The 23,589-nt window shown below is 71.6% G+C and carries 21 protein-coding genes; 7 read left to right on the top strand and 14 right to left on the bottom strand.

Features of this window, described 5'->3' with window-relative positions; all coding sequences use genetic code 11:
• Positions 1-64: 64 nt before the first annotated feature.
• Positions 65-2,734 carry a glycoside hydrolase family 31 protein gene (locus tag ACZ4MH_RS08115; RefSeq protein ID WP_351589192.1) on the bottom strand — a complete coding sequence of 890 codons (2,670 nt, stop codon included), beginning with the start codon at positions 2,732-2,734 and terminating at the stop codon, positions 65-67.
• 257 nt (positions 2,735-2,991) lie between these two features.
• On the opposite strand from ACZ4MH_RS08115, the gene ACZ4MH_RS08110 reads away from it, so the two are divergent.
• Positions 2,992-3,900 carry a hypothetical protein gene (locus ACZ4MH_RS08110; RefSeq protein ID WP_351589195.1) on the top strand — a complete coding sequence of 303 codons (909 nt, stop codon included), beginning with the start codon at positions 2,992-2,994 and terminating at the stop codon, positions 3,898-3,900.
• Between the two features lie 102 nt (positions 3,901-4,002).
• Here ACZ4MH_RS08110 and ACZ4MH_RS08105 read toward each other — a convergent pair whose 3' ends face one another.
• The gene (locus tag ACZ4MH_RS08105; RefSeq protein ID WP_351589197.1) at positions 4,003-4,683 is read right to left on the bottom strand and encodes a GntR family transcriptional regulator; all 681 of its coding nucleotides are present in this window, start codon (positions 4,681-4,683) and stop codon (positions 4,003-4,005) included.
• Positions 4,684-4,935: 252 nt separating this feature from the next.
• Between ACZ4MH_RS08105 and ACZ4MH_RS08100 the strand changes: the two genes are divergently transcribed.
• The 4 genes from ACZ4MH_RS08100 to ACZ4MH_RS08085 all read left to right on the top strand — a co-directional run bounded on the left by ACZ4MH_RS08100 (position 4,936) and on the right by ACZ4MH_RS08085 (position 9,139).
• The gene (locus ACZ4MH_RS08100) at positions 4,936-6,306 is read left to right on the top strand and encodes an MFS transporter (protein ID WP_351589200.1); all 1,371 of its coding nucleotides are present in this window, start codon (positions 4,936-4,938) and stop codon (positions 6,304-6,306) included.
• 17 nt (positions 6,307-6,323) lie between these two features.
• Positions 6,324-7,244, top strand: coding sequence for a transketolase (locus ACZ4MH_RS08095; protein ID WP_351589203.1), 921 nt, complete (start codon positions 6,324-6,326; stop codon positions 7,242-7,244).
• Entirely contained in the window at positions 7,241-8,269 is a 1,029-nt protein-coding gene (locus tag ACZ4MH_RS08090) for a transketolase family protein (RefSeq protein ID WP_351589206.1), read from the top strand. The genes ACZ4MH_RS08095 and ACZ4MH_RS08090 overlap by 4 nt, the downstream gene beginning before the upstream one ends.
• A gap of 75 nt (positions 8,270-8,344) precedes the next feature.
• Positions 8,345-9,139, top strand: a complete 795-nt coding sequence (locus ACZ4MH_RS08085) for an SDR family NAD(P)-dependent oxidoreductase (protein WP_351589209.1) — start codon at positions 8,345-8,347, stop codon at positions 9,137-9,139.
• Here the strand turns inward: ACZ4MH_RS08085 and ACZ4MH_RS08080 are convergent.
• The gene (locus ACZ4MH_RS08080) at positions 9,114-10,058 is read right to left on the bottom strand and encodes a DMT family transporter (protein ID WP_351589212.1); all 945 of its coding nucleotides are present in this window, start codon (positions 10,056-10,058) and stop codon (positions 9,114-9,116) included. The two genes, ACZ4MH_RS08085 and ACZ4MH_RS08080, sit on opposite strands and share 26 nt — an antisense overlap.
• A 71-nt stretch (positions 10,059-10,129) precedes the next feature.
• Between ACZ4MH_RS08080 and ACZ4MH_RS08075 the strand changes: the two genes are divergently transcribed.
• Positions 10,130-10,726 (top strand): TetR/AcrR family transcriptional regulator, encoded by a 597-nt coding sequence (locus ACZ4MH_RS08075; protein WP_351589214.1) that lies wholly within the window; start codon positions 10,130-10,132, stop codon positions 10,724-10,726.
• 43 nt (positions 10,727-10,769) lie between these two features.
• Here ACZ4MH_RS08075 and ACZ4MH_RS08070 read toward each other — a convergent pair whose 3' ends face one another.
• The 4 genes from ACZ4MH_RS08070 to ACZ4MH_RS08055 all read right to left on the bottom strand — a co-directional run bounded on the left by ACZ4MH_RS08070 (position 10,770) and on the right by ACZ4MH_RS08055 (position 14,764).
• Positions 10,770-11,225 (bottom strand): PPOX class F420-dependent oxidoreductase, encoded by a 456-nt coding sequence (locus tag ACZ4MH_RS08070; RefSeq protein ID WP_351589216.1) that lies wholly within the window; start codon positions 11,223-11,225, stop codon positions 10,770-10,772.
• A 61-nt stretch (positions 11,226-11,286) separates the two neighbouring features.
• On the bottom strand, positions 11,287-12,498 hold the full coding sequence (gene metK / locus ACZ4MH_RS08065; protein WP_351589218.1) for a methionine adenosyltransferase: 1,212 nt from the start codon (positions 12,496-12,498) through the stop codon (positions 11,287-11,289).
• A 164-nt stretch (positions 12,499-12,662) separates the two neighbouring features.
• On the bottom strand, positions 12,663-13,403 hold the full coding sequence (locus ACZ4MH_RS08060; protein WP_351589220.1) for a class I SAM-dependent methyltransferase: 741 nt from the start codon (positions 13,401-13,403) through the stop codon (positions 12,663-12,665).
• A gap of 71 nt (positions 13,404-13,474) precedes the next feature.
• A complete protein-coding gene (locus ACZ4MH_RS08055; RefSeq protein WP_351589222.1) occupies positions 13,475-14,764 on the bottom strand; it encodes an MFS transporter in 1,290 nt (429 codons plus the stop codon).
• A 177-nt stretch (positions 14,765-14,941) separates the two neighbouring features.
• On the opposite strand from ACZ4MH_RS08055, the gene ACZ4MH_RS08050 reads away from it, so the two are divergent.
• The gene (locus ACZ4MH_RS08050) at positions 14,942-15,499 is read left to right on the top strand and encodes a PadR family transcriptional regulator (protein WP_351589224.1); all 558 of its coding nucleotides are present in this window, start codon (positions 14,942-14,944) and stop codon (positions 15,497-15,499) included.
• Here ACZ4MH_RS08050 and ACZ4MH_RS08045 read toward each other — a convergent pair.
• The 7 genes from ACZ4MH_RS08045 to ACZ4MH_RS08015 all read right to left on the bottom strand — a co-directional run bounded on the left by ACZ4MH_RS08045 (position 15,435) and on the right by ACZ4MH_RS08015 (position 23,279).
• Positions 15,435-16,022 carry an LOG family protein gene (locus ACZ4MH_RS08045; protein WP_351589226.1) on the bottom strand — a complete coding sequence of 196 codons (588 nt, stop codon included), beginning with the start codon at positions 16,020-16,022 and terminating at the stop codon, positions 15,435-15,437. The genes ACZ4MH_RS08050 and ACZ4MH_RS08045 overlap by 65 nt on opposite strands.
• A gap of 77 nt (positions 16,023-16,099) precedes the next feature.
• Positions 16,100-16,858, bottom strand: coding sequence for an FAD-dependent thymidylate synthase (gene thyX / locus ACZ4MH_RS08040; protein ID WP_351589228.1), 759 nt, complete (start codon positions 16,856-16,858; stop codon positions 16,100-16,102).
• A gap of 28 nt (positions 16,859-16,886) precedes the next feature.
• Positions 16,887-17,936, bottom strand: coding sequence for a DMT family transporter (locus ACZ4MH_RS08035; protein ID WP_351589231.1), 1,050 nt, complete (start codon positions 17,934-17,936; stop codon positions 16,887-16,889).
• Positions 17,933-18,994 (bottom strand): isopenicillin N synthase family dioxygenase, encoded by a 1,062-nt coding sequence (locus ACZ4MH_RS08030; protein WP_351589234.1) that lies wholly within the window; start codon positions 18,992-18,994, stop codon positions 17,933-17,935. Before ACZ4MH_RS08030 ends, ACZ4MH_RS08035 begins: the two co-directional genes overlap by 4 nt.
• Positions 18,995-18,997: 3 nt before the next feature.
• Complete coding sequence (locus ACZ4MH_RS08025; protein WP_351589237.1) at positions 18,998-20,038, bottom strand: ketoacyl-ACP synthase III family protein; 1,041 nt, start codon at positions 20,036-20,038, stop codon at positions 18,998-19,000.
• Between the two features lie 116 nt (positions 20,039-20,154).
• The gene (locus tag ACZ4MH_RS08020) at positions 20,155-21,372 is read right to left on the bottom strand and encodes an MFS transporter (protein WP_351589240.1); all 1,218 of its coding nucleotides are present in this window, start codon (positions 21,370-21,372) and stop codon (positions 20,155-20,157) included.
• Positions 21,369-23,279 carry an FAD/NAD(P)-binding protein gene (locus ACZ4MH_RS08015; protein ID WP_351589243.1) on the bottom strand — a complete coding sequence of 637 codons (1,911 nt, stop codon included), beginning with the start codon at positions 23,277-23,279 and terminating at the stop codon, positions 21,369-21,371. The genes ACZ4MH_RS08020 and ACZ4MH_RS08015 overlap by 4 nt, the downstream gene beginning before the upstream one ends.
• Between the last annotated feature and the right edge of the window lie 310 nt (positions 23,280-23,589).

The following is a 23,589-nucleotide window of genomic DNA, read 5'->3' as shown; positions in this document are numbered from 1 at the left end:
CAACATCACGCATGACCATGCAAGGCGGGGGCGGTGCACCCCCGCCTTGCCGGGGTGAGCTCGCTCACTTCCGCAGCGTCACCGTGAATTCCCGGTCCATGGAGATCCGGTCGGTGCGGATCGTCGTCACTCCCGTCTTCGCGTCGTAGGACCAGCCCGTCCCGGCCTGTGCGAGCGAGGCCGCGGAGTCGGTCCGGTGCAGGGCGCGGCCCCCCAGCGAGACCCGGCGCGGGGCGGCGTCCGTGTGGATCGTGAAGCGGTACGACCGCGCTTCGGGCTTGCCGGTGTACGTGCCCTTGCTCGCGCCGACTTCGACGTCGACGCCGTGCCTGTCCTCGTCCATGGTCACGCGCTGCGTCGCCGCCGCGCCGGACGCGTACTTGCGCGTCACACCGTCGTCCTCGTACAGCGTGTACCCGCTGTGCCCCTTCGGGTACAGGTCCCAGCCCAGTTCGTGCCGGTCACGGGTCTTGTACGACGTCGTGCCCTGCGGCCACATCGGGACGATCGCGCCGTCCCGGACGAAGAGGGGAAGCGTGTCGAGGGGCGCGTGGTAGCCGTTCACCGTGGTCGGACCGTGGTACTTCTTGCCCGTCCAGTAGTCCGTCCAGGTGCCCTTGGGCAGATAGATGCCGTCGCGGGTGTCGGAATCCTTGTACACCGGCGCGACGAGGAAGTCGGAGCCGGCGAGGTACTCGTATTTTGCGTCGGGGCCGAGGGTGCGGGGGTCGTCCGGGTATTCCAGGTACAGCGGGCGGACGCCGCCGACGCCGGTCTTCGCGGCCTCGGCGGCCAGCGTGTACAGGTACGGCAGCAGCCGCTCGCGCAGCTGAAGGTACTTGCGGTTGATGGACGTGTAGGGCTCGCCGTCGACCCACGGCTGCTGGTTGATCTTCTTGCCGGTGCTGATGTCCTTCGCCCAGCCGTCCATCGTCATGATGGCGGGCAGGAACGTCTTGGCCTGGAGGTCACGCGCGTACATCTTCGCGTCGTGGGAGTAGATCGAACCCACGTCGCCGGTGTTGTACGCGATGCCGGACATCGTCGCGCCCGCGTACGTCGGAATCTGCCAGCGCACGAAGTCCCACGACAGCTTCTGGTCGCCCGACCACAGGACACCGCACCGCTGCGCGCCCGCCCATGACACCGGCAGCCACACGAATCCGCGCGCGTCGCTGTTGTCCTCGATGCCGGCCTTCGCCTTGTCGCAGCCGTCGAGCGCCATGCCGTAACCGTTGCCGACCCAGGCGACGTCGAGCTTCGCGACGCGCTGGCCCGCCTTGACCTGATCGGCGAGCTTGTCCAGCCCGTCCTGGGTCCACAGGCCCAGCTCGGCGCCGCGCTCCCGCAGCCCCTTGCCGGTCTCGGCGAGATTCTCGTAGCCGCAGCCGTATCCGTCGTTGACCAGCATCCAGCCCAGCGGCAGCTGATGCTGCACATAACCGTCGGCGACCTTGAGGGAGTCGAGCGTGTGGCGCTCGCCCTGGTTGGCGTTGTGCAGATAGCAGTCGGCATCGCCCGGTTCGAGTCCGTACACCGGTGGCATGAACGGCTTGCCGACCAGGGAGGTGTACTTGCCGATGACCTTCTTCGCGTCGCCGAGGAAGTAGTACGCGTCGAGGCGGCGCTCCTGCTGCCCCGTCTGCACCGAGGAGCCGAAGTGGTACACACCGGGGGCGAAGGTGTTGCGGTAGACGCCGTATCCCGCCGAGGAGAGGTAGAACGGCTGCGAGTTGTTGTAACCGCCCTCGTTCCAGTTCGTGTTGTTGGCGACGTACACCGTCTTGTCGCGGTGCGAGAACGAGCCGTTCTGCTCGCCGCCCCCGAAGAACTGCTCGCCGCTCCCCCGCTCCAGGCTCTGCCGCATGCCGCTCGTCGACCAGCGGAGGGGCTTGTCCTCCTGCCAGATGCGGGTCTTGTTGTCGGCCTTGTAGAGACCGAACCGCAGCGGCTTCTTGTAGACGCGCAACACCGCTTCGGAAGACCGGATGCCGTAGTACGCACCCGCGTCGAAGGAGGTGGTGTGCTTCTGGAGGGCGGGCCGCTTGCGGACGATCTGCGAGCCGGCCGGGTCGCTGAAGTCGCCCGACGGGTCGGCTTGGAGGCGGAGTTGACCTCCTGTCAGGAAGTCCGCCTTCGCCTTCAGCGGGCCGGCCGCGAAGCGGTAGCTGCCGTCCCGTCCCTCGAAGGACGTCAGGTCGCCCGCGTCGGTCGTCTCCGGCAGATACGCCTTGCCGACGAAGGAGTTGTCGTGCACGTCGTACGGGACGACCACGACGTGGTACGTGCCGTTGGCCTTCGGAATCACCGTGGCCTCGGGGTCGGCCGCGCCCGCGCCGCTGGCGACCTGCTTGCCCGCGTCGTCGTAGACGTACATGTCGAAGTCGTCGGTGGGCCGCTCGGTCCACTCGATCGAAATCGGCACGCCGCCCTCGGGGTTGTCGTCCCAATAGCCGTCCGGCACGGAGACCTTGAGGTCGAACCGGTCACAGACCTTGCCGGCCGGGTCCTGCGAAGCGGGCGGACACTTCTTGGGGTCGCTCACGGTCCCCGCGGCGTACACCGGGCTCTGCCAGGTCACGCTCTTGTGGTCGCCGTCCAGCACACCGCTCGCCGGTGTCGCGGCGCTCGCCGGCTGCGTGGGAGCGGCCAGGAGGGCCGCGGCGAGGGCGGTGACGATCCCGGCCGTGGCACCCCCCGCCCACCGTGAACGGTGCCGCACTCTTCGGCGCATTCTTCGCATAGGACCAACTCCAAGCCGACGCTAGCTGTCTAATCTTGCTTGAAAGTGCACTGCTGCGAGCATGTTCACGCAGTACGGTCCACCTTCAGGCATAGACATGTCAACGGATGGGGGGAGGTCACCCGACACGACCCGGCGGATACGCGGCCGATAACTCGAACGGGCCTGTCCTCTGCGTGGCTGACGGGGACTCAGCTCGAGAAGTGGTGCTCTCTGTGCAGGGGGACACACCCAACTACAGGAGAGTCATGCGTACCGCACTGCAGAGACACGGGGCGAGGGCTGCGACCGCCGCCCTCGCCTTCACCCTCGCCTTCGCTTTCACCCCGCTCGGCGGCGTGGCCACCGCCGATGCCTCGCGCCACGGCGACGACGCCCGGAAGCCCATCGAGGTGAGCATCGGCGCCTCCGGCATCCAGGCACCGCACACCGCGCAGGCCGGGCTGGCCGAGTTCCACGTCAAGACCGACGACCCCAAGGGCCGCTTCGTCCAGGCGTTCCGGCCGCACCGGGGCGTCACGACGCACAAGGTGCTCGCCGACCTGGCCAAGGCCGTCGGCGACAGCCCCGCTGCCGCCGCCAAGGGCGTCTCATCGATTCGCGGCGAGGCGGAGCTGTACGGCGGGGCCCAGGTCACCCCGTCCGTGTCGGCGACCTTCAGCACTCCGATCACCGCGGGCACCGTCGTCCTGCTGGACTTCACCGCCTTCCTCAAGGACTCGGCCCATCCGGTCACCCGCACCCTGGAACTGCGCGGCGGACCGTCCCGGGGCCGCGCCGACTTCCCCGACAGCATCGTGACCACGAAGGAGACCAAGGCCGGTCCCCGCTTCGAGGTGCACGGCCTGCGCAAGGCCGAGGACAACATCCTGGTGCACAACGCGTCGGACGAAATCCACGAGATGGGGCTCCAGCCCGTCCCGCGGGGCACCACGGACGCGCAGATCCAGAAGGCGTTCAGCGGCACCGCGGCCGGCTCGCCGCCCTTCACCGGTCCGTCCCTCGGTCTCGGCGCCATCTCCCCCGGCCGCACCGCCCTCCTGAGTAACCATCACCTTCCCCGGGGCACGTACGCGCTGCTCTGCTTCGTCCCGGACGACAAGACCGGGCACCCGCACGTCGCCGAGGGAATGCACAAGGTCGTGGTGCTGAACTGAGGCAGATCTGTCGGCTCCGTGGCCGGCATGCTCCCCACGGACACCGCCCTATGGGCCCCGGACTCCACTCCTCCGGCGAGGGAGCCCGGGGCCTCGGCGGAGCTAGCGCTCGTCCCGTTCGGCCGGAGTCTGCAGGTTGGCCATGGCGGAGCTCATGTGCTCGTGCAGGATGGCCAGCGCCGCGTCGGTGTCCGCGCGTTCGATGGCGTCGACGATGGGGGCGTGGTGGGCGGCGGACATGGTGACCTTGCGCTGTTCGCCGGCGGCGCTCATCACGACGACGCGCGTGGGGCCTTCCAGGTGGCGCCAGGTCTTCACCAGCATGGAGTTGTCCGACAGTTCGCACAGCAGGAGGTGGAAGGCGAGGTCCGCCTCCACCTGCTCCTCCAGGCCGTTGGACGGCCCGAAGGCCTTCTCCAGGCGGTGCAGTGCCTCGCGCAGTGCCGTTACCGCCGCCTGGCGGTCGGGGGAGGCGATGACCTGTGCCACGGCGAGGCCTTCGAGGGCCTCTCGTACCTGGAACAGCTCGCGCACTTCGCGCGGTGACAGGGCCCGCACCCGCAGCATGCCCCGGGCGCCGGCGACGACCAGTCCTTCTTGCTGCAGGTGTCGCAGTGCCTCCCGCACGGTGCCGCGGCTGACCGACATGCGCGAGGCGATCTCCACCTCGCCCAGGTGATCCCCGGGCCGGTACTGGCCGGTGGTGATCGCGGAACGCAAGGCCGCCAGGGCGCGTTCGCGCAGCGTCGACCGGTCGAGGTTCGGCAACGCCGGAACGGTCATGGCCGTCTCCCCCTTCAGCGATGTACGGCGATGTACGGCGGCGCCCTGCTCGGACACAGCAGCGCGCGGGCTCGGGAAGTCTACTGTCAACTGTTGACCGCCGACCATGTGGGCATGGCGCCGCCCGGGTCATAGAAATCGCGCGTCCGAGGCGTTGACAAGCGCCATCGCGGCGCTCAGTATCGACACCGCCTGTTGACTGTTAACAGTCAACACTGAGAGGCAGGCGCGTTGCGATCAAGGAGGATCCGCATGGTCAGCTCCATGCCACCGGCACCGGCACCACCACCGCCACCGGCCCGGCCGAGGGCCGAGGGGTCACCGGAACGCCGCCGGGTGGCCGTCGGCTGCGGCGTCGGCGCGGTCATCGAGACCTACGACTTCATCGGCTTCGGCACGGCCGCCGCCCTGTACTTCGGGGACGTCTTCTTCCCCGGTTCCGAGCCGCTGGCCGCGATGCTGCTGTCGTTCGCCACCTTGGGGATCGGCTTCGCCGCCCGCCCGCTGGGCGGCATCATCGCCGGTCACCTCGGCGACCGCATCGGCCGCAAGCCGGTGCTCGTCGGCTCCCTGCTGATCATGGGGGTCGCCACCGTCCTCATCGGCTGCCTGCCCACGTACCAGATGGTCGGCCTGTGGGCGCCGATTCTGCTGGTCATCGTCCGCATCGTGCAGGGGCTCGCCTTCGGTGCCGAGTGGGGCGGCGCCATCCTGATGACCTTCGAGCACGCCCCGTGGCGCAAGCGCGGCCTGTACACCGGCATCACCCAGGCCGGCTTCCCCGTCGGCCTGCTCCTCTCCAACCTGGCGTTCCTGGTCAGCACCCGCACGCTGGAGGGCTCCTGGGCCTGGCGCGTCCCCTTCCTCCTCAGCTCCGTACTGATCGTCGTGGGCATCCTCATCCGGCTGAAGATCGATGAGTCGCCGGAGTTCGAGGAGCTCAAGGAGACCGGCCAGGTCGCCAGGAATCCGCTGCTGGAGGTGGTCCGCGACGACTGGCGCAACGTGGTGCGCGCCTTCTGCCTCCGGACGGCGGAGACCGCCGGCTACGCCGTCTCGATCACCTTCGTACTGTCCTACCTGGACGACGACGCCGCGCCGAACGTCTCCGGAACCGTCTCCCTCACCGCCCTCGTGACGGCCGCCGCGCTCGGCATCCTCGCCACCGTCTTCTGGGGTGCGCTCTCCGACCGGATCGGGCGACGCCCGGTCTATCTGCTGGGCTCGGCGGTCACACTGCTGTGGGGCGTCCCGATGTTCTTGCTGGTGGGCACCGAGAGCGCGGTGCTGGTGCTGCTGACCTTCGTCGTCAGCTACTGCCTCTGCCAGAACTCGCTGGCCGGCGTGCAAGGCGCCTGGTTCTCCGAGCTGTTCGCCACCAAGACGCGGACCGCCGGCACCTCCCTCGCGTACCAGCTCTCCGCGGTGGTCTCCGGCTTCACGCCCATGATCGCCACCGCGCTGTACTCCGCCACGGGCTGGGCCGGCCCCGCCGTCCTGTTCAGCTGCTACGGCCTGCTGGGGCTCGTGGCGACGCTGCTGACCCGCGAGACGTGGGGGCCCGGGGACCGCACGCCGGCCGATCACACGCGCACGCCCGAACCCGCACCACTCCCCCAGTAAGCAAGGAGCACCGAAGAGTGAGCTCTACCGACACCACACTCCGCACCGGCCCCGCCCCTACGGACGCCACCGACGCCACCGACCGCACCCAACGGGTCAGCGCGCTGCGCGACTCGGCGTATCGCATCCGGCGCCACGCCCTGGACATGGGCGAGGTCCAGGGCCAGGGATACATCGGCCAGGCGCTCGGCGTCGCGGACATTCTCGCCGTCGCCTACAAGGACGTACTGAACTACCGTCCGGACGAGCCCACTTGGCCGGGGCGCGACCGGTTCCTGCTCTCGATCGGCCACTACGCCATCGCCCTGTACGCGGCGCTGGCCGAGGCCGGCACCCTGGACGTCGCGGAGCTGGCCACCTACGGCAGCGACGACTCGCGGCTGCCCATGTCCGGGATGGCCTCCTACACCCCCGGCATGGAGATCTCCGGCGGCTCGCTCGGCCACGGCCTGGGCGTCGCGGTGGGGATGGCGCTGGGCCTGCGTCACCAGGGCAGTGCGGCACGCGTGTACAACCTGCTCTCCGACGGTGAGCTGGATGAGGGCTCCACCTGGGAGGCCGCCCTGGCCGGTGCCCACCACGGTCTGGACAACGTCACCGCCATCGTCGATGTCAACGCCCTCCAGGCCGACGGCCCCACCGCGGGCGTGCTGCGCACCGAGCCCGTCACCGACAAGTGGGAGGCGTTCGGCTGGCGCGCCATACGGGTGGACGGCAACGACATCGATGCCCTCCTCACCGCCTTCGACACCCTGCGCACCCACCGGGGCTCGCCCTCGGTACTGATCTGCGACACCCGGATCGGATGCGGCGTGCCTCTGCTGGAGACCCGGGAGAAGGCGCACTTCATGCGGGTCGAGGAGCACGAATGGCAGGTCGCCCGCGACCAGTTGGACGGGACACACCACCACCGCATCCGGAAGGACACCGACGCATGAACGCCCCCGCCGCGGCCCAGGCCGCACCGCGCAAGCTCACCACCTCGGCCATGATCGCCTCGATCGCGGAGGAGGGGCAGCGCACCGCCAAGGCACCCTTCGGCCATGCGCTGGCCCGGCTCGCCGAGGAGCGCCCGGAGATCGTCGGGCTCTCCGCCGACCTGGCCAAGTACACCGACATGCACGTCTTCCGAGCGGCCCACCCGGACCGGTTCTTCCAGATGGGCATGGCGGAACAGTCCATGCTGGGGGCCGCCGCCGGCCTGGCGGAGGTGGGCCTGGTGCCGTTCGCCTCCACGTACTCCGTCTTCGCCACCCGCCGCGCGTACGACTTCCTGTGCCTGGACATCGCCGAGCCGGGACTCAACGTCAATGTCGTCGGCGCGCTGCCGGGCCTCACCACCGGTTACGGGCCCAGCCATCAGGCCACCGAGGACCTGGCCATCCTGCGCGGCATCCCCGGCCTCACCATCGTCGACCCGGCCGACTCGGTGGACATCGAGCAGGCCGTCCCGGCCCTGGCCGCCACTCCGGGGCCGACCTATCTGCGGCTGCTGCGCGGCGCCGTGCCGACCGTGCTCGACGAGTACGACTACCGCTTCGAGGTGGGGCGGGCCGCGGAGCTGCGCACCGGCCGCGACGTGCTGTTCATCTCCACGGGCCTGATGACGACACGGGCCCTGACCGCGGCGCGGGAACTGGCGGCCGATCACATCGATGTTGCCGTGCTGCACGTGCCGACCATCAAGCCCCTGGACAGCGAGGCGATTCTGCGCGAGACGGCGAAGGGGCGGCTGGTGGTGACACTGGAGAACCACACCGTCATCGGCGGCCTGGCCGAGTCCGTGGCCTCCTGCCTCGCCTACGCCGGAGCGGGGGTACGCATCGTACCGATCGGCCTCCCCGACGCCTTCCTGGCCGCGGGCGCGCTGCCGACGCTGCACGACCGGTACGGACTGTCCGTGGCCGCCATCAAGGCGCGCGTACGGGACGAGTTGTGCGCACCCGGCCCCGGAAACCACTGAATTCCGCCACCCGTCCCCAGAGCCCTTTCCTCTTTCATCCGTACCACTCGACCGCCGCAAAGGAAGCAAGCACCCATGACCAGCACCGCCAACTCCATCGCCAACCCCACCGCCGCCGTTCCTCGCACCGCCCTTGTCACCGGCGCCGGATCCCTCCGCGGTATCGGCCGGGCCACCGCGCACGCCCTGGCCGCGGACGGTTACCACATCGCCGTACTGGATCTGGACAAGGAAGCCGCCGAGCACGCCGCCGAGGAGGTGGCCCAGGCCCATGGCGTGCAGGCGCTGGGCCTGGCCGCCGACGTGACCGACCCCGACGCCGTGCACGCCGCCGTGGAATCCGTCGAGGCCGCACTGCCGCCGGTCGGCGCCCTGGTCAACAACGCCGGCATCACCTCGCCGACCCGCTTCCTCGATGTCTCGGCCGAGGAGTGGGACCGCATCTTCGACGTCAACGTCCGCGGCAGCTTCCTCCTCACCCGCCGGGTGGCCCCCGGCATGGCCGAGCGCGGCTTCGGCCGCATCATCCACCTGTCGTCGGTCTCGGCCGAGCGCGGCGGTGGCGTCTTCGGCGGTGTGGCCTACTCGGCGGCCAAGGCGGCCCTGCTCGGCTTCTCGCGCGCCCTGGCCCGCGAGCTCGGCCCCTCCGGCGTCACCGTCAACTCCGTCGCCCCGGGCCTGATCGACACCGACATCACGTCCGGCAAGCTCGACCCGCAACGCAAGGCCGCGATGATCGACGACATCCCGATGCGCCGCGCCGGCAGCGTCACCGATGTCGCCGACGTCATCGCCTTCCTGGCCCGCCCGGCCTCCGGCTACCTCACCGGTGTCACCTACGACATCAACGGCGGGTCACACATCCACTGACCCTTTCCCCGGCCGGGTCCGCGTCCCTGTCCCGCGCACACGCCCTCGTGGGCGAGGTGCCGCCGCGGCGGACGATGACGACTGCCGCGAGGCCGATGGCCAGGCCCAGCAAGGTCTGAAGGCCGAACGTCTCACCGAACATGACGGCTCCCCAGACCGCCGTGACAGGGGCCATGAGGAACATGAGCGTATTGACCTCGGTGACTCCGGAGCGCTTCAGGATGAGCCAGTACAACCCGTACCCGCCAAAGGTGGACAGGGCCACGAGCCAGGCGATCGCGGCCCAGAACGAGGGCTCGGCGGGGGGCTTCGCGGCTCCGGTGCTCGCGGCGAGCGCCGTGAAGATGACGGTACTGGTGACGCAGTGGACGGTCATCGACACCGCAGGCGCGACCCGCGTGCGGGAACGGCTTTCCAGGAATGTGGCCGCGACCAGCGAAAACATTCCGAGGAACGGGATGAGGTAGGCCCACCAGGCCACGCCGGTGCGCGCCGCGGCATCGGCCGTGGTGACGAGGGCGACGCCGCTCACCCCCAGGCACAGGCCGAGCCACTGCGTGCGCGAGACGTACTGACGCAGCAACGGGCCGGCGAGCGCTCCGGCGACGAGGGGCTGGACACCGTCGATCAGGGCCGTGGTGCCGCTGGAGACCCCGAGCTGGATCGCGTAGTAGACGGTGAGCAGATAGCCGCTCTGCGACAGCACGCCGACCACGGCCTGCCTGGCCACGTCCCGCACCGCCAGGCCCCGCCACGACGCTCTGGCGGCGGTCGCGGCGACGGCGATCAGGATGACGGTCAGCGGCAGGAACCGCCACATCAGGACCGTGACCGCGGAAGCGCTGCCGGCCCCGAGCTTGGCCCCGATGAACCCGGAACTCCAGCACAGCACGAAGGCGATCGAGAGCAGGAAGTGCACGTCTCACCCTCCAGTAAACAGATCGGTATACCCCTTCACCCTTCACTATACAGATCGGTATACTTTTGGGCATGGGTACTACGGAGAAGTCGCGGCGGATCAGGATGACGCCTGCCGCGCTGCGCGTCCTGGAGGCCGCTGCACGGCTGTTCTACGAGCGCGGGATCCATGCCGTCGGCGTGGACCTGATCGCCGCCGAGGCCGGGGTGACCAAGAAGACCCTCTACGACCGGTTCGGCTCCAAGGAGCAGATCGTCGTGGAGTACCTCGCGGACCGCGACGAGCGTTGGCGGGCCTTCCTCGCCGAGCGCCTGGCGGCCGCGGACCCGGCGCCGTCGGCACGTGTCCTGGCCGTCTTCGACGCCTCGCACGCGTGGTCGTCGGAGCACAGCTCCAAGGGGTGCAGCATGGTCAACGCCCACGCCGAGATCAGCGATCCGGCCCACCCGGCCCATCCGGTCATCACCGGGCAGAAGCAGTGGATGCTCGACCTGTTCAGCCGCCTCGCCGGGGAGATCGCCCCCGACGGAGCCGACCAGCTGGCCCGGACGCTCATGCTGCTGCACGAAGGAGCGCTCGTCGCCCACGGCCTGAGCATCTTTCCTGACCCCATCCGCCATGCCCGCGAACAGGCACAAGCCCTCCTTGCCGGGACGCGGACCCAGTAGCGGGAACTCCCCGGACGCTGCTGGGCGGTGACGGCCCCCGGGGTCACTCCGCGATGCCCACCTGTGCCACCACCCTCTCCACCCGCCCCCGGACGAGGTATTCGCCGGGGACCGCGTTGCGGCGGCCGTAGGTTTCGGCGTGCTGCGGGCCCATGTAGCGGGCGGCGAGGCGGGTGGCCCAGGTGAGGAGGGGGGCGGGGGCGGGGGCCAGGCGGGCGGTGCCGTTGAGTTGTACGTAGGCGTACGGGGCTGTCTGGTCGTCGACGCAGAGGCTGAAGCGGCCGCTGCGGCGCAGGGCGCGGGCCTTCAGGGAGTCGCCCCAGACCGTGAAGACGACCTCGGTGACGGTCCCGGTACCGGTGGCGTCGGGGACCTCGTCGAGCAGGAACCAGACCGGCGTGACGTGCGGTTCGCCGGCGGCCCGGGTCACGGCGAGCTTCCCGGTGCGGGTGCCGGCCGAGACGAATGTCTTCCATTCGGTGTCGGTCATGGTGCGCATGGGGTGCTTTCCTTTGCGGCGTTTTGTGCCGGTGATTTTCGGCGTTGTGTAGTGGCGGTGGTCAGGCGCGGCGGGCGGCCTTGCGGAGGGCTTCGGCGCGGTCGGTGCGTTCCCAGGTGAAGTCGGGGAGTTCGCGGCCGAAGTGGCCGTAGGCGGCGGTCTGCGCGTAGATGGGGCGCAGCAGGTCGAGGTCGCGGATGATCGCGGCGGGGCGGAGGTCGAAGACCTCGGTGACGGCGCGCTCGATGCGGGCCTGGGAGACGGTGGCCGTGCCGAAGGTCTCCACGAACAGGCCGACCGGCTCGGCCTTGCCGATGGCGTAGGCGACCTGCACCTCGCAGCGGGTCGCGAGCCCGGCCGCGACGACGTTCTTCGCCACCCAGCGCATCGCGTACGCGGCGGAGCGGTCGACCTTGGAGGGGTCCTTGCCGGAGAAGGCGCCGCCGCCGTGCCGGGACATACCGCCGTACGTATCGATGATGATCTTGCGGCCGGTGAGGCCCGCGTCGCCCATCGGGCCGCCGGTCTCGAACCGTCCCGTCGGGTTGACCAGCAGGCGGTAGCCGTCCGTCTCCAGGTCCAGGCCCGCTTCGGCGAGGTCCTTCAGGACGGATTCGACGACGTACGTGCGGAGGTCGGGTGCGAGGACGGAGTCGAGGTCGAGGCCCGCGGCGTGCTGCGAGGAGACCACGACGGTGTCCAGCCGGACCGGCTTGCTGCCCAGGTACTCCACGGTGACCTGGGTCTTGCCGTCGGGACGGAGGTAGGGCAGCGTGCCGTCCTTGCGTACCTCCGTGAGCCGGCGGGAGAGGCGGTGCGCGAGCTGGACTGGCAGGGGCATCAGCTCGGGGGTCTCCGTGCAGGCGTAGCCGAACATCAGGCCCTGGTCGCCGGCGCCCTGCTCGTCGAGCGCGTCCCCGCCCCCGCCGACCCGCTTCTCGTACGCGGTGTCCACGCCCTGCGCGATGTCCGGGGACTGGACGCCGAGCGAGACGCTGACGCCGCAGGAGGCCCCGTCGAAGCCCTTGTCCGACGCGTCGTAGCCGATGGCGAGGATCTTCTCGCGGACCAGGGCAGCGAGGTCGGCGTACGCGCGCGTCGTGACCTCGCCGGCGAGGTGCACCTGACCGGTGGTGATCAGCGTCTCCACGGCGACCCGGGACGCCGGGTCCTGTGCGAGGAGTGCGTCGAGGACGGTGTCGCTGATCTGGTCGGCGATCTTGTCGGGGTGGCCCTCGGTGACGGATTCGGAGGTGAACAGACGGCGGGACATGGCGCTCCCAGGGGTTGCGGCGGCTGCCGGCTCGGTGGCGGAGAGGGAGGTGCGGGGTGGGCCGTGGGCCGGAGTGCTCCGTCGCGGGGGTCGGCGAAGCACTCCGGCGGTCTGTGGGGGCCGGGGACAGTGGCCGCGCGGCATGGGCCGGGCGGACCCCGGGCCTACGCTGCGCGGCAGCGCAGCAGGACGAGTGTGGGGTTGGCACGCCAGTCGTCCCAGTAGGCGTCGCCGAGGGCGGCGACTCCCTCCGGGGCGATGTGCACCGGCTCCCAGGTGATGTCGGTGAAGCCGGTGGCCTTCAGGGCGCTTTCGTAGACGTCGCGGCGCGGGAAGTGCGCGGTGATCGTGACAGGGGGTTCCAGGAGCGCGGTGATCGAGGCGCGGGGGCCCGCTTCGGCCTGCTCGTCGAACTCGTGCAGGAAGCCGTACTTCCGGGTGGACGGGCCGTCGAAGCGGTAGTCCGGGTTCTGGGTGAGGGTGAGGAATTCCCCGCCGGGTGCGAGGGCGCTCCGTACGCCCTCGCACATCCGCTTCATGGCGGTGCCGCTCTCCGCGTAGTTGAGCAGATAGGCGGCGGTGACCAGGTCGAAGGGGGCGTCGGGGAGCGTCATGGCGGCCACGTCGGCGACCGCGTAACGCACCCCTGCGGGCCGCTGTTCCTCGATGGCGCGGGCCGCCTCGATCATGGCCGGCGAGATGTCGACGCCGAGCACGTCAGCGGCGCCCAGCGCCTTGATCCGCCGGGTGTAGAACCCGGTGCCGCACGCCAGGTCCAGGACCGAGCGCCCGACCACGTCGTCCAACATGCCCAGGAAGCTGGGGAGTTCGGAGTACCTGATCATCGGCAGCGACTTGAAGCCCTCGTAGGCCACGCCGATCTCGTCGTACTGGTCAACGCTCATGTCGCTTCTCTCTTCTCGGGCCGCGGGAGGCGGCCGTCTTGGGCCGTGGAGTGCGGCGTCGGGTGCGGCCGTCAGGCGGTGGACCCGTCGGCCGCTACTGCGGAGGCGCGCCGGGCGCGGAGGGCGACCAGGGCGCCGATCAGGGAGACCAGGACGATGGCGGCTCCCACGTAGGCGAGCGTGTTGACGGCGGCGCCGGAGCCGAGCATCCGTGAACCGGTCCAGGAGCCCGCGGCGTTACCGAGGTTGAAGGCGGAGGTGTTGGCCGCGAGGACCAGGGTCGAGCCGCCGCCCGCCGCACCCAGCGCCCAGGCCTGCAGCGGCGGTACGAGCGCGCCGGAGGCCAGGCCGATCAGCAGGACCGCGATCACGGTGGGGACCGCGGCGCCCGCGCCGAAGCCGATCAGCAGGAGCATCGCGGCGAGCACGGCGAGCATCCCGGCGATCGTGCCGCGCAGGGACCGGTCGGCGAGCTTGCCGCCCAGCGCGTTGCCGATGAAGCCGCCGAGTCCGAAGACGAAGAGCATGGCGGCCGCCACGCCCTCGCTGAAGCCGGTGACCTGGCGCAGCAGCGGGGTGATGTAGCTGTAGAGCAGGAACCAGCCGGTCTGCGAGACGACGGTGACGCCCATCGCCCACAGGACCTGGGACCTGCCGAGCGCGCCGACCTCGGCGCGGAAGGACACCTTCGCGCCGCCGCCCAGCCCGTTGGGCACCAGGAAGCCGATGGCCAGCACGCCGACCACGGCGGCCACCGCCACCGTCCAGAAGGTGGCCCGCCAGCCCCACGTCTCACCGATCACGGTGCCGATGGGGCCGCCGAGTACGGTCGCGAGGCCGAGGCCGCCGGCGACCCAGGCGATGGCCGACGCCTGCCGGCCCGGGGGCGAGAGCCGTACCGCCAGCAGGATGCTCGCGGCGGCGAAGGTGCTGTGGGTGAGCGCGCCGATCGTCCGGGCGCCCATCAGGATGCCGAAGGTGGGCGCCAGCGCGCCGAGGACATTGGCGACGCCGAAGACCGCGAGCAGCGCGAGGGCCAGGGTCTTCGGTGCGACGCGCGCGGTGAGCACGGTGACGATGGGGCCGCCGATGGCGACGGCGAACGCGTACGCGCTGAGCAGCTGGCCCGCCGTCGCCACGGTCACGTGCAGGTCGTGGGAGACGTGGAGGAGCAGCCCGATCAATGCGAACTCCGCCGAGCAGAGGGCGAAGACGGAGAGCGAGAGGGCGAGCAGCGGTACGACGGAGAACCGCTCGGCCGCCGGATCGGCAGCCGTGGCGGAGGCCGCGGGCACCGCCGGGCCGCCGGCCCCGTCGTCGGGGGCCAGGGCCGTGGGTTGCGGATTCGATGAGGCGGACAAGGGGGTGACCTCCTAGCCATGAGGCCGGCCGCGGTCGCTCGGTTCGACCGTCGTTCCCGGCCTGCGTTTATGTCGACACGCTCTATGTCGTTGACTTAGTACATCGCGAAACTTGTATGTCGCGAGCCTTGTATGTCGTATCGACCTATGGCGAGTTTAGCCGTATGCTCGTGAGCCATGTCAAGCACACTGGATCTGGCCGTACTGGGCTTCCTCCACGAAGAGCCCCTGCACGGGTACGAGCTGCGCGTCCGCCTCGCCCGGCTGACCGGGCACGTGCGTGCCGTCAGCCAGGGCACGCTCTACCCGGCCATCAAGCGCATGGAGAAGGCGGGGCTGCTGCGGCGCTCGCCGGAACAGGGGGCCGCGGCGGCGCCCCGCCATGTGCTGACCCTGACCGGGCAGGGCGAGGAACGGCTCATGGAGCTGCTGCGCAAGCCCGAGGAGCCGTTCATCACCGACGAGAACCGCTGGTTCGTGCTGCTCGCCTTCCTGCGTCACCTGGCGGACCCGGCGGCGCAGGCGGAGGTGCTGCAGCGGCGGCTGGACTTCCTGAGCGAGCCCAGCAGTTACTTCTACGAGGGCGACCGGCCGCTGCGTGCCCAGGACCTCGACGACCCCTTCCGCCAGGGCATCCTGACCATCGCGCGGGCCACTTCGAAGGCGGAGCTCAGCTGGCTGCGGCAGACGCTGACGGAGCTGACCAGCGCGGCCGGGGCGGAGTCCACTCCCTGACGGCCGCGAAGAAGTCCTCCGCGGTGCGGATGGGGACCAGGGACCGGCTCTCCTCGGCGCTCATGAAGCCGTGGTTCGCGGCCTTGAGCGCCAGCGAGACCAGCCGGTTCCAGTACCCCTCGGTGTCCAGCAGCATCAGCGGCTTGCGGTGATGGCCGAGCACCAGCCCCGCCCACACCTCGAACAGCTCCTCCAGAGTGCCCACCCCGCCGGGCAGTGCGACGAAGCAGTCCCCCAGCTCCGCCATCAGCGCCTTGCGCTCCTGCATGGTGTCCACCACCCGGAGGTCGGTGAGGGACGTGTGGGCGACCTCCGCGTCGACCAGGGACTGCGGGATGACGCCGGTGACCTTGCCGCCATGGGCCAGCGCGGCGTCGGCGATCACCCCCATCAGGCCGACGCTGCCCCCGCCGTAGACGATCTCGCAGCCCTGCCGGGCGAGCCCGGCCGCGAACCGTCCCGCCTCCTCGGCGAAGGCCGGCCGGCTGCCCGACGAGGAACCGGCGTAGAGGGTGACACGCATATCTGGACCTCCTTGGTGGGGTACGCGGCCGGGACCGGTGCCGCACCGGTCCCGGCCGCGTACGGTCTCTTCCGCGATTACGGGCTGACCCGGCCGAACTTCTCGAACGCGGTGTGCGTGAGCGGCATCAGCCGCGCGAACTCCGTCTCCATGCCCTCCGCCACCAGCTCGATCTCCCGCTGCGGCGAGGACGGGTAGGCGGCGTCGGGCCGGTTGGTCCGCAGCCCCAGGAAGTGCATGAGCGCCCGCGCGTTGCAGGTCGCGTACACCGAGGAGTACGTCGCCACGGGCAGCACCATGCGGGCTATCTCGCGGGCGATGCCGCCGTCCAGCATCCGGCTGTACTCGCGGAACGCCGCCCCGTACACGGACCGCGCCGAGGAGACCACCTCCTCCAGGTCGCCCGGGGCGCCCGGCACGTAGTGGTAGTGGCCCGGCTTGCCCTCCTGGCGGAGCAGCCGGGCGCCGTCGGGGACGTAGAAGACGGGGCTCATCTCCCGGTAGCGCGCGCTCTCCTCGTTGAACGACCAGGTGCGGTGGCGCATGAGGTGGCGCACCGTGAAGATCGGCGCGTGGATCAGGAACGTCATGTAGTTGTGTTCGAAAGGGCTGCCGTGGCGGCTGCGCATCAGGTAGTTGATGAGCCCCGCGGCATACGAGTCGCCGCGCTCCTCCTGATGCGCCCGCTCGCCCGCGGTGGACACCCGCGCGGCCCGTACGACACCGATGTCGTCGGCCCGGTGGTCCACCAGCTCGACCGTGATGTCGCTGCACAGCTCGATGTCGGTACCGGTGTCGAGGTCGAGCGACGGGACGGTCACCGGGGTTTCGGTCATGGACGTCATGGTTGTCCGCCTGCTTCTGTCAGGGAGCCGTGAGCTCCGGTTCGAGGGAAGGACGCTCGTCGCGTGCCGTGCGTGCGGTGGCGTTCGGCGACTGGCACGCCAGCACGGCGGCGAGCAGGACAGCGAGGGAGGAGAGGACCGCCCCCGGCCCGGTGCCGGCGTCCCCGGGGAACAGCGCGTCGACGAGCAGCGCGCCCACGGTCTGCCCCGCCACCATGGCCAGCCCCGTCACCAGCACGCCGATGCGGCGCACCAGGAGGACCGAGGCGAGGACGAACACCAGGCCGAGGAGCCCGCCGGAGTACAGCAGCGGGTCGCCGGGCCAGTGGCGCGGGAGGCCGGCGCGGGCGATGTCGACGCACAGGGCGGCGCCGAGCACCACGGCCGCGAGCAGGAAATTCAGGGTCACGGACGGGTAGGGGGTGCGGGCCTCGACGTTGAGCCGGCCGTTGACCGCCATCTGCCAGGACAGCCCGATGCCGGCCAGCAGGGGGAGGGCGGCGAGCCATACGGCGCCGGTGGCCAGCGAGCCGAGCAGCGGTACGGCCACCGCCGCCAGCGCGAGCGCGGCACCGGCGATCCGGCGGGGCGTGACCCGGCAGGCGTCGCCGGGCCCGAGCCCGAAGTGGTCGACCCACAGGCCGCTCAGAGTCTGGCCGCCGACCAGCGCGACCGTGTATGCGGCGGTGCCCAGGGCGCCGGTGCTGACGCCCTGGGAGAGGACGACGACGCCGCCGACGAGACCGCCGAGGAAGTGGTGGGGGCGCAGCCTGCCGGGCGCGCCGGGCGGCGTGCGCAGGGCGGCCGCCAGGCGGCGTACACCGGCCCGGAAGGCCGGCAGCCAGGGGCAGACGAGCAGCAGGACCAGCAGTCCGGCGCCGTCCGACAGGGCCGCGGCGGCCACACCGTCGTGCACTCGGCCGCCCAGCCTGCCGTTCACCCACGCCTGGAGGGAGAGCACCGCGCCGGCCGCGACCGCCAGGGCCACGGCCACCGCCCGGACGGTGGCGGCCCGGGGCACCGCCGGCCCCGGCCGCCGTACGCGGGCGCTCCGTGTGCCGGTGCTCATATGCCGTACGCGGCGCTGAGCTTGCCGACGAGGTACGCGCCCGACGTGGTCGGGGCGTGCCGCGGCGGGTTGTCGGGGCCGGTGCAGGTGGGGATGCACTCGATGGGCGCCGTGTAGTTGGGCTGGAGGAAGAAGGGGAGGGAGTAGCGCTCGCGGTGGGCGACCTCGCGGGGCGGGTTGACGACCCGGTGCACGGTGCTGACCCAGCGGTCGTTGGTCCACACGGCCATCAGGTCGCCGATGTTGACCACGAAGGTGCCCTCGACGGCCGGCACGTCCAGCCATCGGCCCGCCTTGTCCCGTACCTGAAGGCCGCCGGGCGCGCCGTCCTGGTACAGGATGGTCAGCAGGCCCCAGTCGCTGTGCATGCCCTTGCGGAGCTGGCCGGGCTGCGGCGGGTTCTCCTGGCCCGGGTAGTAGTTGGCCGTCATGTTCGAGATGTGGTGGTCGATCTTGTCGTCGAACCAGGTCTCGGGCAGCTCCAGCGCCAGCGCCATCAGCCGGGCCAGCTCCCGGGCGAGGTGTTCCATCTCGCGGTAGTACGCGAGGTAGGCGGCGCGGAAGCCGTCCAGCACCGGCCACTTGTTGAGGCTGACCAGGCCGCGCCGCGCGTCGTCGGGGATGCCGGTCGCGCCGACGTCGCCGAGCCGGTTGTAGGTGTACGTCTCGGAGAGGTCGGCGAGCTTTCTGGCCTGCTCGGCGTCCACGCCGTCGTTCGCCGCCGCGAGGTTGCCCTCGACGCCGAAGCCGCGCATCAGCGGGTCGTCCGGGTCGGCGAGCAGCCGGCGCTTCTCCTCCGGCGCGAGGGCGAAGAACCGCTTGGTCGCCTCGTACACCTCGCGGATCCGGGACTCGGGCACGCCGTGTCCGGTGATCGCCATGAAGCCGCTGTTCTCGCAGACCTCGCCGATCGCGCGGGCGACCGCCAGCCGCCGGAAGGGGTCGCCCTTGCGGGCCGAGGAGATGTCGATCACGGGCACATAGCCGTGGGCGAGGGTGACCGGTGTACCGTCCGCCGCCGGGGCGCCTGCCCGGCCGGCCGTCGAATCAGTGAGCATGTGTCACCTTCCTTGCGCAGTCGCGTGTTCGGGGGCCTGGACGATCGCGGAGACCCAGGTGAGGCCGGCTCCCGCGCCGATGAGCAGCGCCATCTCGCCCGGCGCCAGGATCCGGCGCTCGTACAGGTCGTTGAGGTCGGCGCCCCAGTCGCCGCAGCCCAGATGCCCGGTCAGGTCGTCGAAGCGCAGATACTCGACGTCCAGCAGGTCCCGCAGCGCGGGCAGGTAGAGGGAGTTCACGCCGGAGGTCCCGATGCGCGGCAGGACCACGTACCGCAGCCTGCGGTCGCCGGGGCCGGTCCCCGCGTCGTCCAGGGTCGCCTTGACCAGGCTCGTGATGTGGTCGTACGCGACCGAGGACAGCAGTTCCGATCCGGCGCGGGCGGAGTCCAGGACGCTGAAGGGCAGCTCGACCTGCATCGGCATGTCGGCGAACGGCCGGTCGCCGCGGACCAGGATCTCCAGCTCCGGCGCGACGTAGGTGTTGACCGCGCGCAGCGCGAACGCGGCGCCGGGCTCCCCGGTGCGGTCGAGCAGGATCGCGGTGCCCGAGTCGCCGAGCGGCATGGAGGGCTGGAAGTTCCAGCGGTCGATGCCCGGCAGGACGAACCGGTCGGAGCTGGCGACCAGGGCCTTGCGGGTGCCGGGGTCGGCGGTGAGCCGCAGGGCGGCGTCCTGCAGGGCCAGCCCGCCGCCGTCGCAGCCCTGGTGGAGCGCGAGCGGCAGGCAGTCGGCGGCGCCGAGCAGCTTGGCGATGTAGTGCGGGGGCGACCACATGTCGTGGCCCTGGTGGTAGATCCAGCTGTGGACCAGCAGGTCCAGCTCGCCGCCGTCCCAGCCGGCGCGCTCCAGCGCGATCCGGGCCGCCCGTACCGCCATGTCCGGCGCGGAGATGTCCGCCGCCACCGGGAGCGCCGTGATGCCCATGCGCTCGGCCACTTCAGGGAGGAGCCGGCCTTCGGCCACCGCCTGGGCGGCGGTGTCCAGGGCCGGCGGAGTCCATGCCCCAACTGCCCGTATCTGCACGTCGGTTCCGAATTTCATACCGCTTCCCTCCGGGAACGGGCCGCCGTCGACCGTTATGCAAGCAGTCGGCCCTGGTCTCTGTCAATACTGTCATTGACAGAGACCAGGGCCAGTCAAAATCCGGGATTCAGTTGTCACATGGGGCCGTCGCGGCGGGCCGCGACCACGCACACCACGGCCGCCAGCCCCGCAGCCGACAGCAGCACCCACGCCCCGCCCGCGAACTGCTCGTAGAGCCGCCCGAAGGCGAACGGACCGGCCGCCGCGCCGAGCGAGACGCCCATCTGCGTCACGGCGGTGGCCTGCTTCTCACGGCCCGGATACGAGGCCCCGGCGACGTGGTGCAGCACCCCGGCCCAGCCCCAGCCGCCCGCGTAGGCGAGGAAGGCCCCGGCGGCGCTGCCCACCGCGCCGCCCCCGGCCAGCAGCGCGGTACCCGCCGTGCCCACCGCGAACATCACCCACAGCAGCCGCCACGTCCGGTGCCCCGCCCGGTCCGTCAGCCAGCCCGCGCCGAGCCGCGCCAGTACGGACAGTCCCGCGGCCCCGGCCGCCAGGAAGCCCGCCGTGCCGAGGGCGAACCCGTCGTCCTCCAGGGTCAGTACGAGGAATCCGCCCAGGCTGTTGCCGATCGCCGCGCCCAGCAGTCCCGCCGCGGCCAGTGCCACCAGCCGCCGGTCCCACGGCACCGCGCCCCGCGGGCCGCCCCGCGGCTCCGGTGTGCGCTCGCGGCGTACCCGCGCCAGCAGCACCACCGCGTAGCCGCCGCACACGGCCGCGCCGCCCGCGAAGACCGCCCGCCAGCCCAGCGGGACCGCGAACAGCGGGACCGTGACACTGCACAGCAGCGTCGTGGCCGGCACCGCGGCCTGCTTGAGGCCGAACGCCCGCCCCTGCGCGCCCGGCGGACAGCGGCGCATCAGCAAGAAGTTGGTGTACGGCTGGCTGAAGCCGTACGCGCAGCCGCCGAGCACCGCACCGGCCCACAGGCCCGTGCCCGGCACCACGGCGCCCGTGGCGAGCGCGGCCGCGGTGGCCAGCAGCGCCGCGGCGACCACCGTCCCGGCGTCCACCGGGATCCTGGCCGACCGGCTGGCGCAGGCGCCGAGCAGCGACCCCAGCCAGTAGACCGCCAGCAGGGCACCGAACGTGCCGGTGGTCCAGTGCAGTTCACGGCAGATCAGGCTGTCGGCGGCGCCCGGCAGGAAGACCGGCATCGAGGTGAGCGTGGTCACCGCGGCCACATGCCACGCGGTGCCGAGGCCGCGGCCCGCCCGGGGCCGCGGGTCACGGGCGCCGGACGGCTGCCCCGCCCGGCCCGCGAGGACCGTCCGCGGGAGCGAGCCGCTCATACGGCCACCTCGCTGCGGTCCACCGGACGCGGCGCGGCCCCCAGGCCCAGCAGCGCGCTCGCGACCGCGTCGGTGTCCTCCAGCGTGACCGAGCCGACGCACGGCCGGATCCCCGCCGCGGTCACCCAGTGCACCCCCTCCGTCGGGACGCCGAGCGCGAATCTTCGCGGATGCGCGCGGCCGTCCGCCGCGACCAGGCGCCCCGGCCGGCCGGTCACGGCCAGCGCGCCCGTGTCGTACGCCGGCCCTTCCGGGTCGGGGACAACGAAAGAGGTGGCCTCGCCGCGTGCCAGGAGGTCCCGCAGCAGCGGGTCGGCGGTGCGCCGGACGTCGGACTCCGGCAGCCGCGCCTCGATCAGCGCGCCGGCCCGCACCGGCTCCCCCGGCACCACGGGCGAGGTGGCGAGGAACCCCCGCCCGTCGGCGTCCGGTTCGACCCGCAGCCGCGGGCCGAGCAGCCGCAGCACCCCCGCGTCCATGAGCGCCACCGCCTCCTCCGTACGCCGGCGGGGCGGCCCGATGGAGAGGAAGGCGTTCAACGGCGTGTACCAGCCGCGCAGTTCGGCACGGTAGGAGCCGCCGGTGATCCCGGCGTGGTCGACGACCCGGCGGATCACATTGCGCAGGTCCCGCAGCACGTCCAGGGCGGCCTTGACCGGGTCGGAGACATTGCCGCGCCCCGCGCGTTCGGCGTCCCGCCGCAGGTACTCCCGCGCCCAGACGCCGTAGTCGGCCGCTCCGCCGAAGGACAGCCCCGCGTACGGCTCGGCGATGCGCCGCCAGCTCCACCGGTCCCCCGCGGGAATCCCGTACGCGTCGAGCAGGGCGCCCTCCCCCGGCCCGCCGCCCTCGGCCGTCAGGAACCGGCCCCGGAACTCGCGGACGCCGGCCGGGGCGGTGCCCCGCGCCCGCAGCAGCGTGCCGTAATAGACGGTCTCCACCTCCTTGGCGACCAGCGGCCACACGTCCCGCCGGAAGGAGAGATCGCGCCGCTCGGCGGCGCGCCGGCGCAGCCGGGCGATCGCCGCCGGGGTCAGCAGCAGCGGCGTGTGCATCCCGTGGGCGCCCTTCTCGTTCTCGCCGCGGGCGTGGTACGGGACACCGCGCCGGGAGCCCGCGAACAGCACCGGCTCCCGGCCGGACCGCCGGTAGACCAGCCTGCCCTGCGCGTCCCTGACGAAGGATCCGCCGCGGCCCTGCGTGAACAGGGCCATGTAGTCGAAGAAGTTGAGGCCGAGGCCGCGCAGCAGCACGGAGCTGCCGGGCGCGATGCCCGTCAGATCGACGTCGGCGGGGTTGGCCGGGCCGATGTACCGAAGGCCGTTGCGCTCGGCGTACACCCCCAGCTCGGTCCCGGCCTCCGTCGGGGCCATCGGTATGTGCCCCTGGGCCAGCACCACCGCGTCCAGACCGAGGAGCACCGGACCGCCGGCCAGCCGTACGCCCTGCCCCGCCGCGTCCTCGAAGAGCCGTACGGCGCGGTCCTGGTGGATGCGTACCGTCATGCCCTGCGGCAGCCGGCTCACGATGTACCGCAGCGCCCAGCAGAGATACCGGCCGTACAACGCGCGCGTCGGGTAGTCGTCGGGTCCGGGTGCGGCCTCGCCGGGGCGGGCCGAGAAGCCGGCCCACTCGTGCAGGCTCGGGCCGCTGAGCACCGGCACGTCCCGCCCCACCGTGCTGTCGGCGAACACCGTGACCTGGGAGGCGACCGTGTTCATCAGCAGCGCGCCGGACTGGTCGGTCCGCCACACGGCGCCGGCCCCCGGCGGGTACGGGTCGATCAGATGGACCGTCACCGACCGCGGCCGGTCCCGTGCCACCGCCACCCTGGCCGCCAGCCGCTCCAGGACGGACAGCCCGCGCGGACCCGTACCGATGACGGCGATATTCATCCTCGTGCTCACCCAGATCTCCTGGTCTCAAGGGGGGAGTGCCGGTGGCGTGCCGGAAGCGGCACCCGTAAGCGGTGCCGTACTGCGAGGACGTGCTCAAAGGCGGAACGTGCACCGGGCGAGAGGGCCACGGTGGTCGAGCGGATCGCCGGTGCGCGGCGGCGCCGGTCGCGCCGTGTGCGCAGCGGATGAGGGGCTGCTCCCGGTCCTGGAGCGGCGCGTGGTACACCCCGGTGAAGCCATGCATCTCCCCCGTGCATCGCATATCCAGATCATGGTGCCCGACCCGGCGGAGAGACAGAAATAGCTCTTGAGCCGCACT

This window comes from Streptomyces sp. NPDC026301 (assembly GCF_055567935.1).
This window is presented reverse-complemented; position numbering and strand designations above follow the sequence as displayed.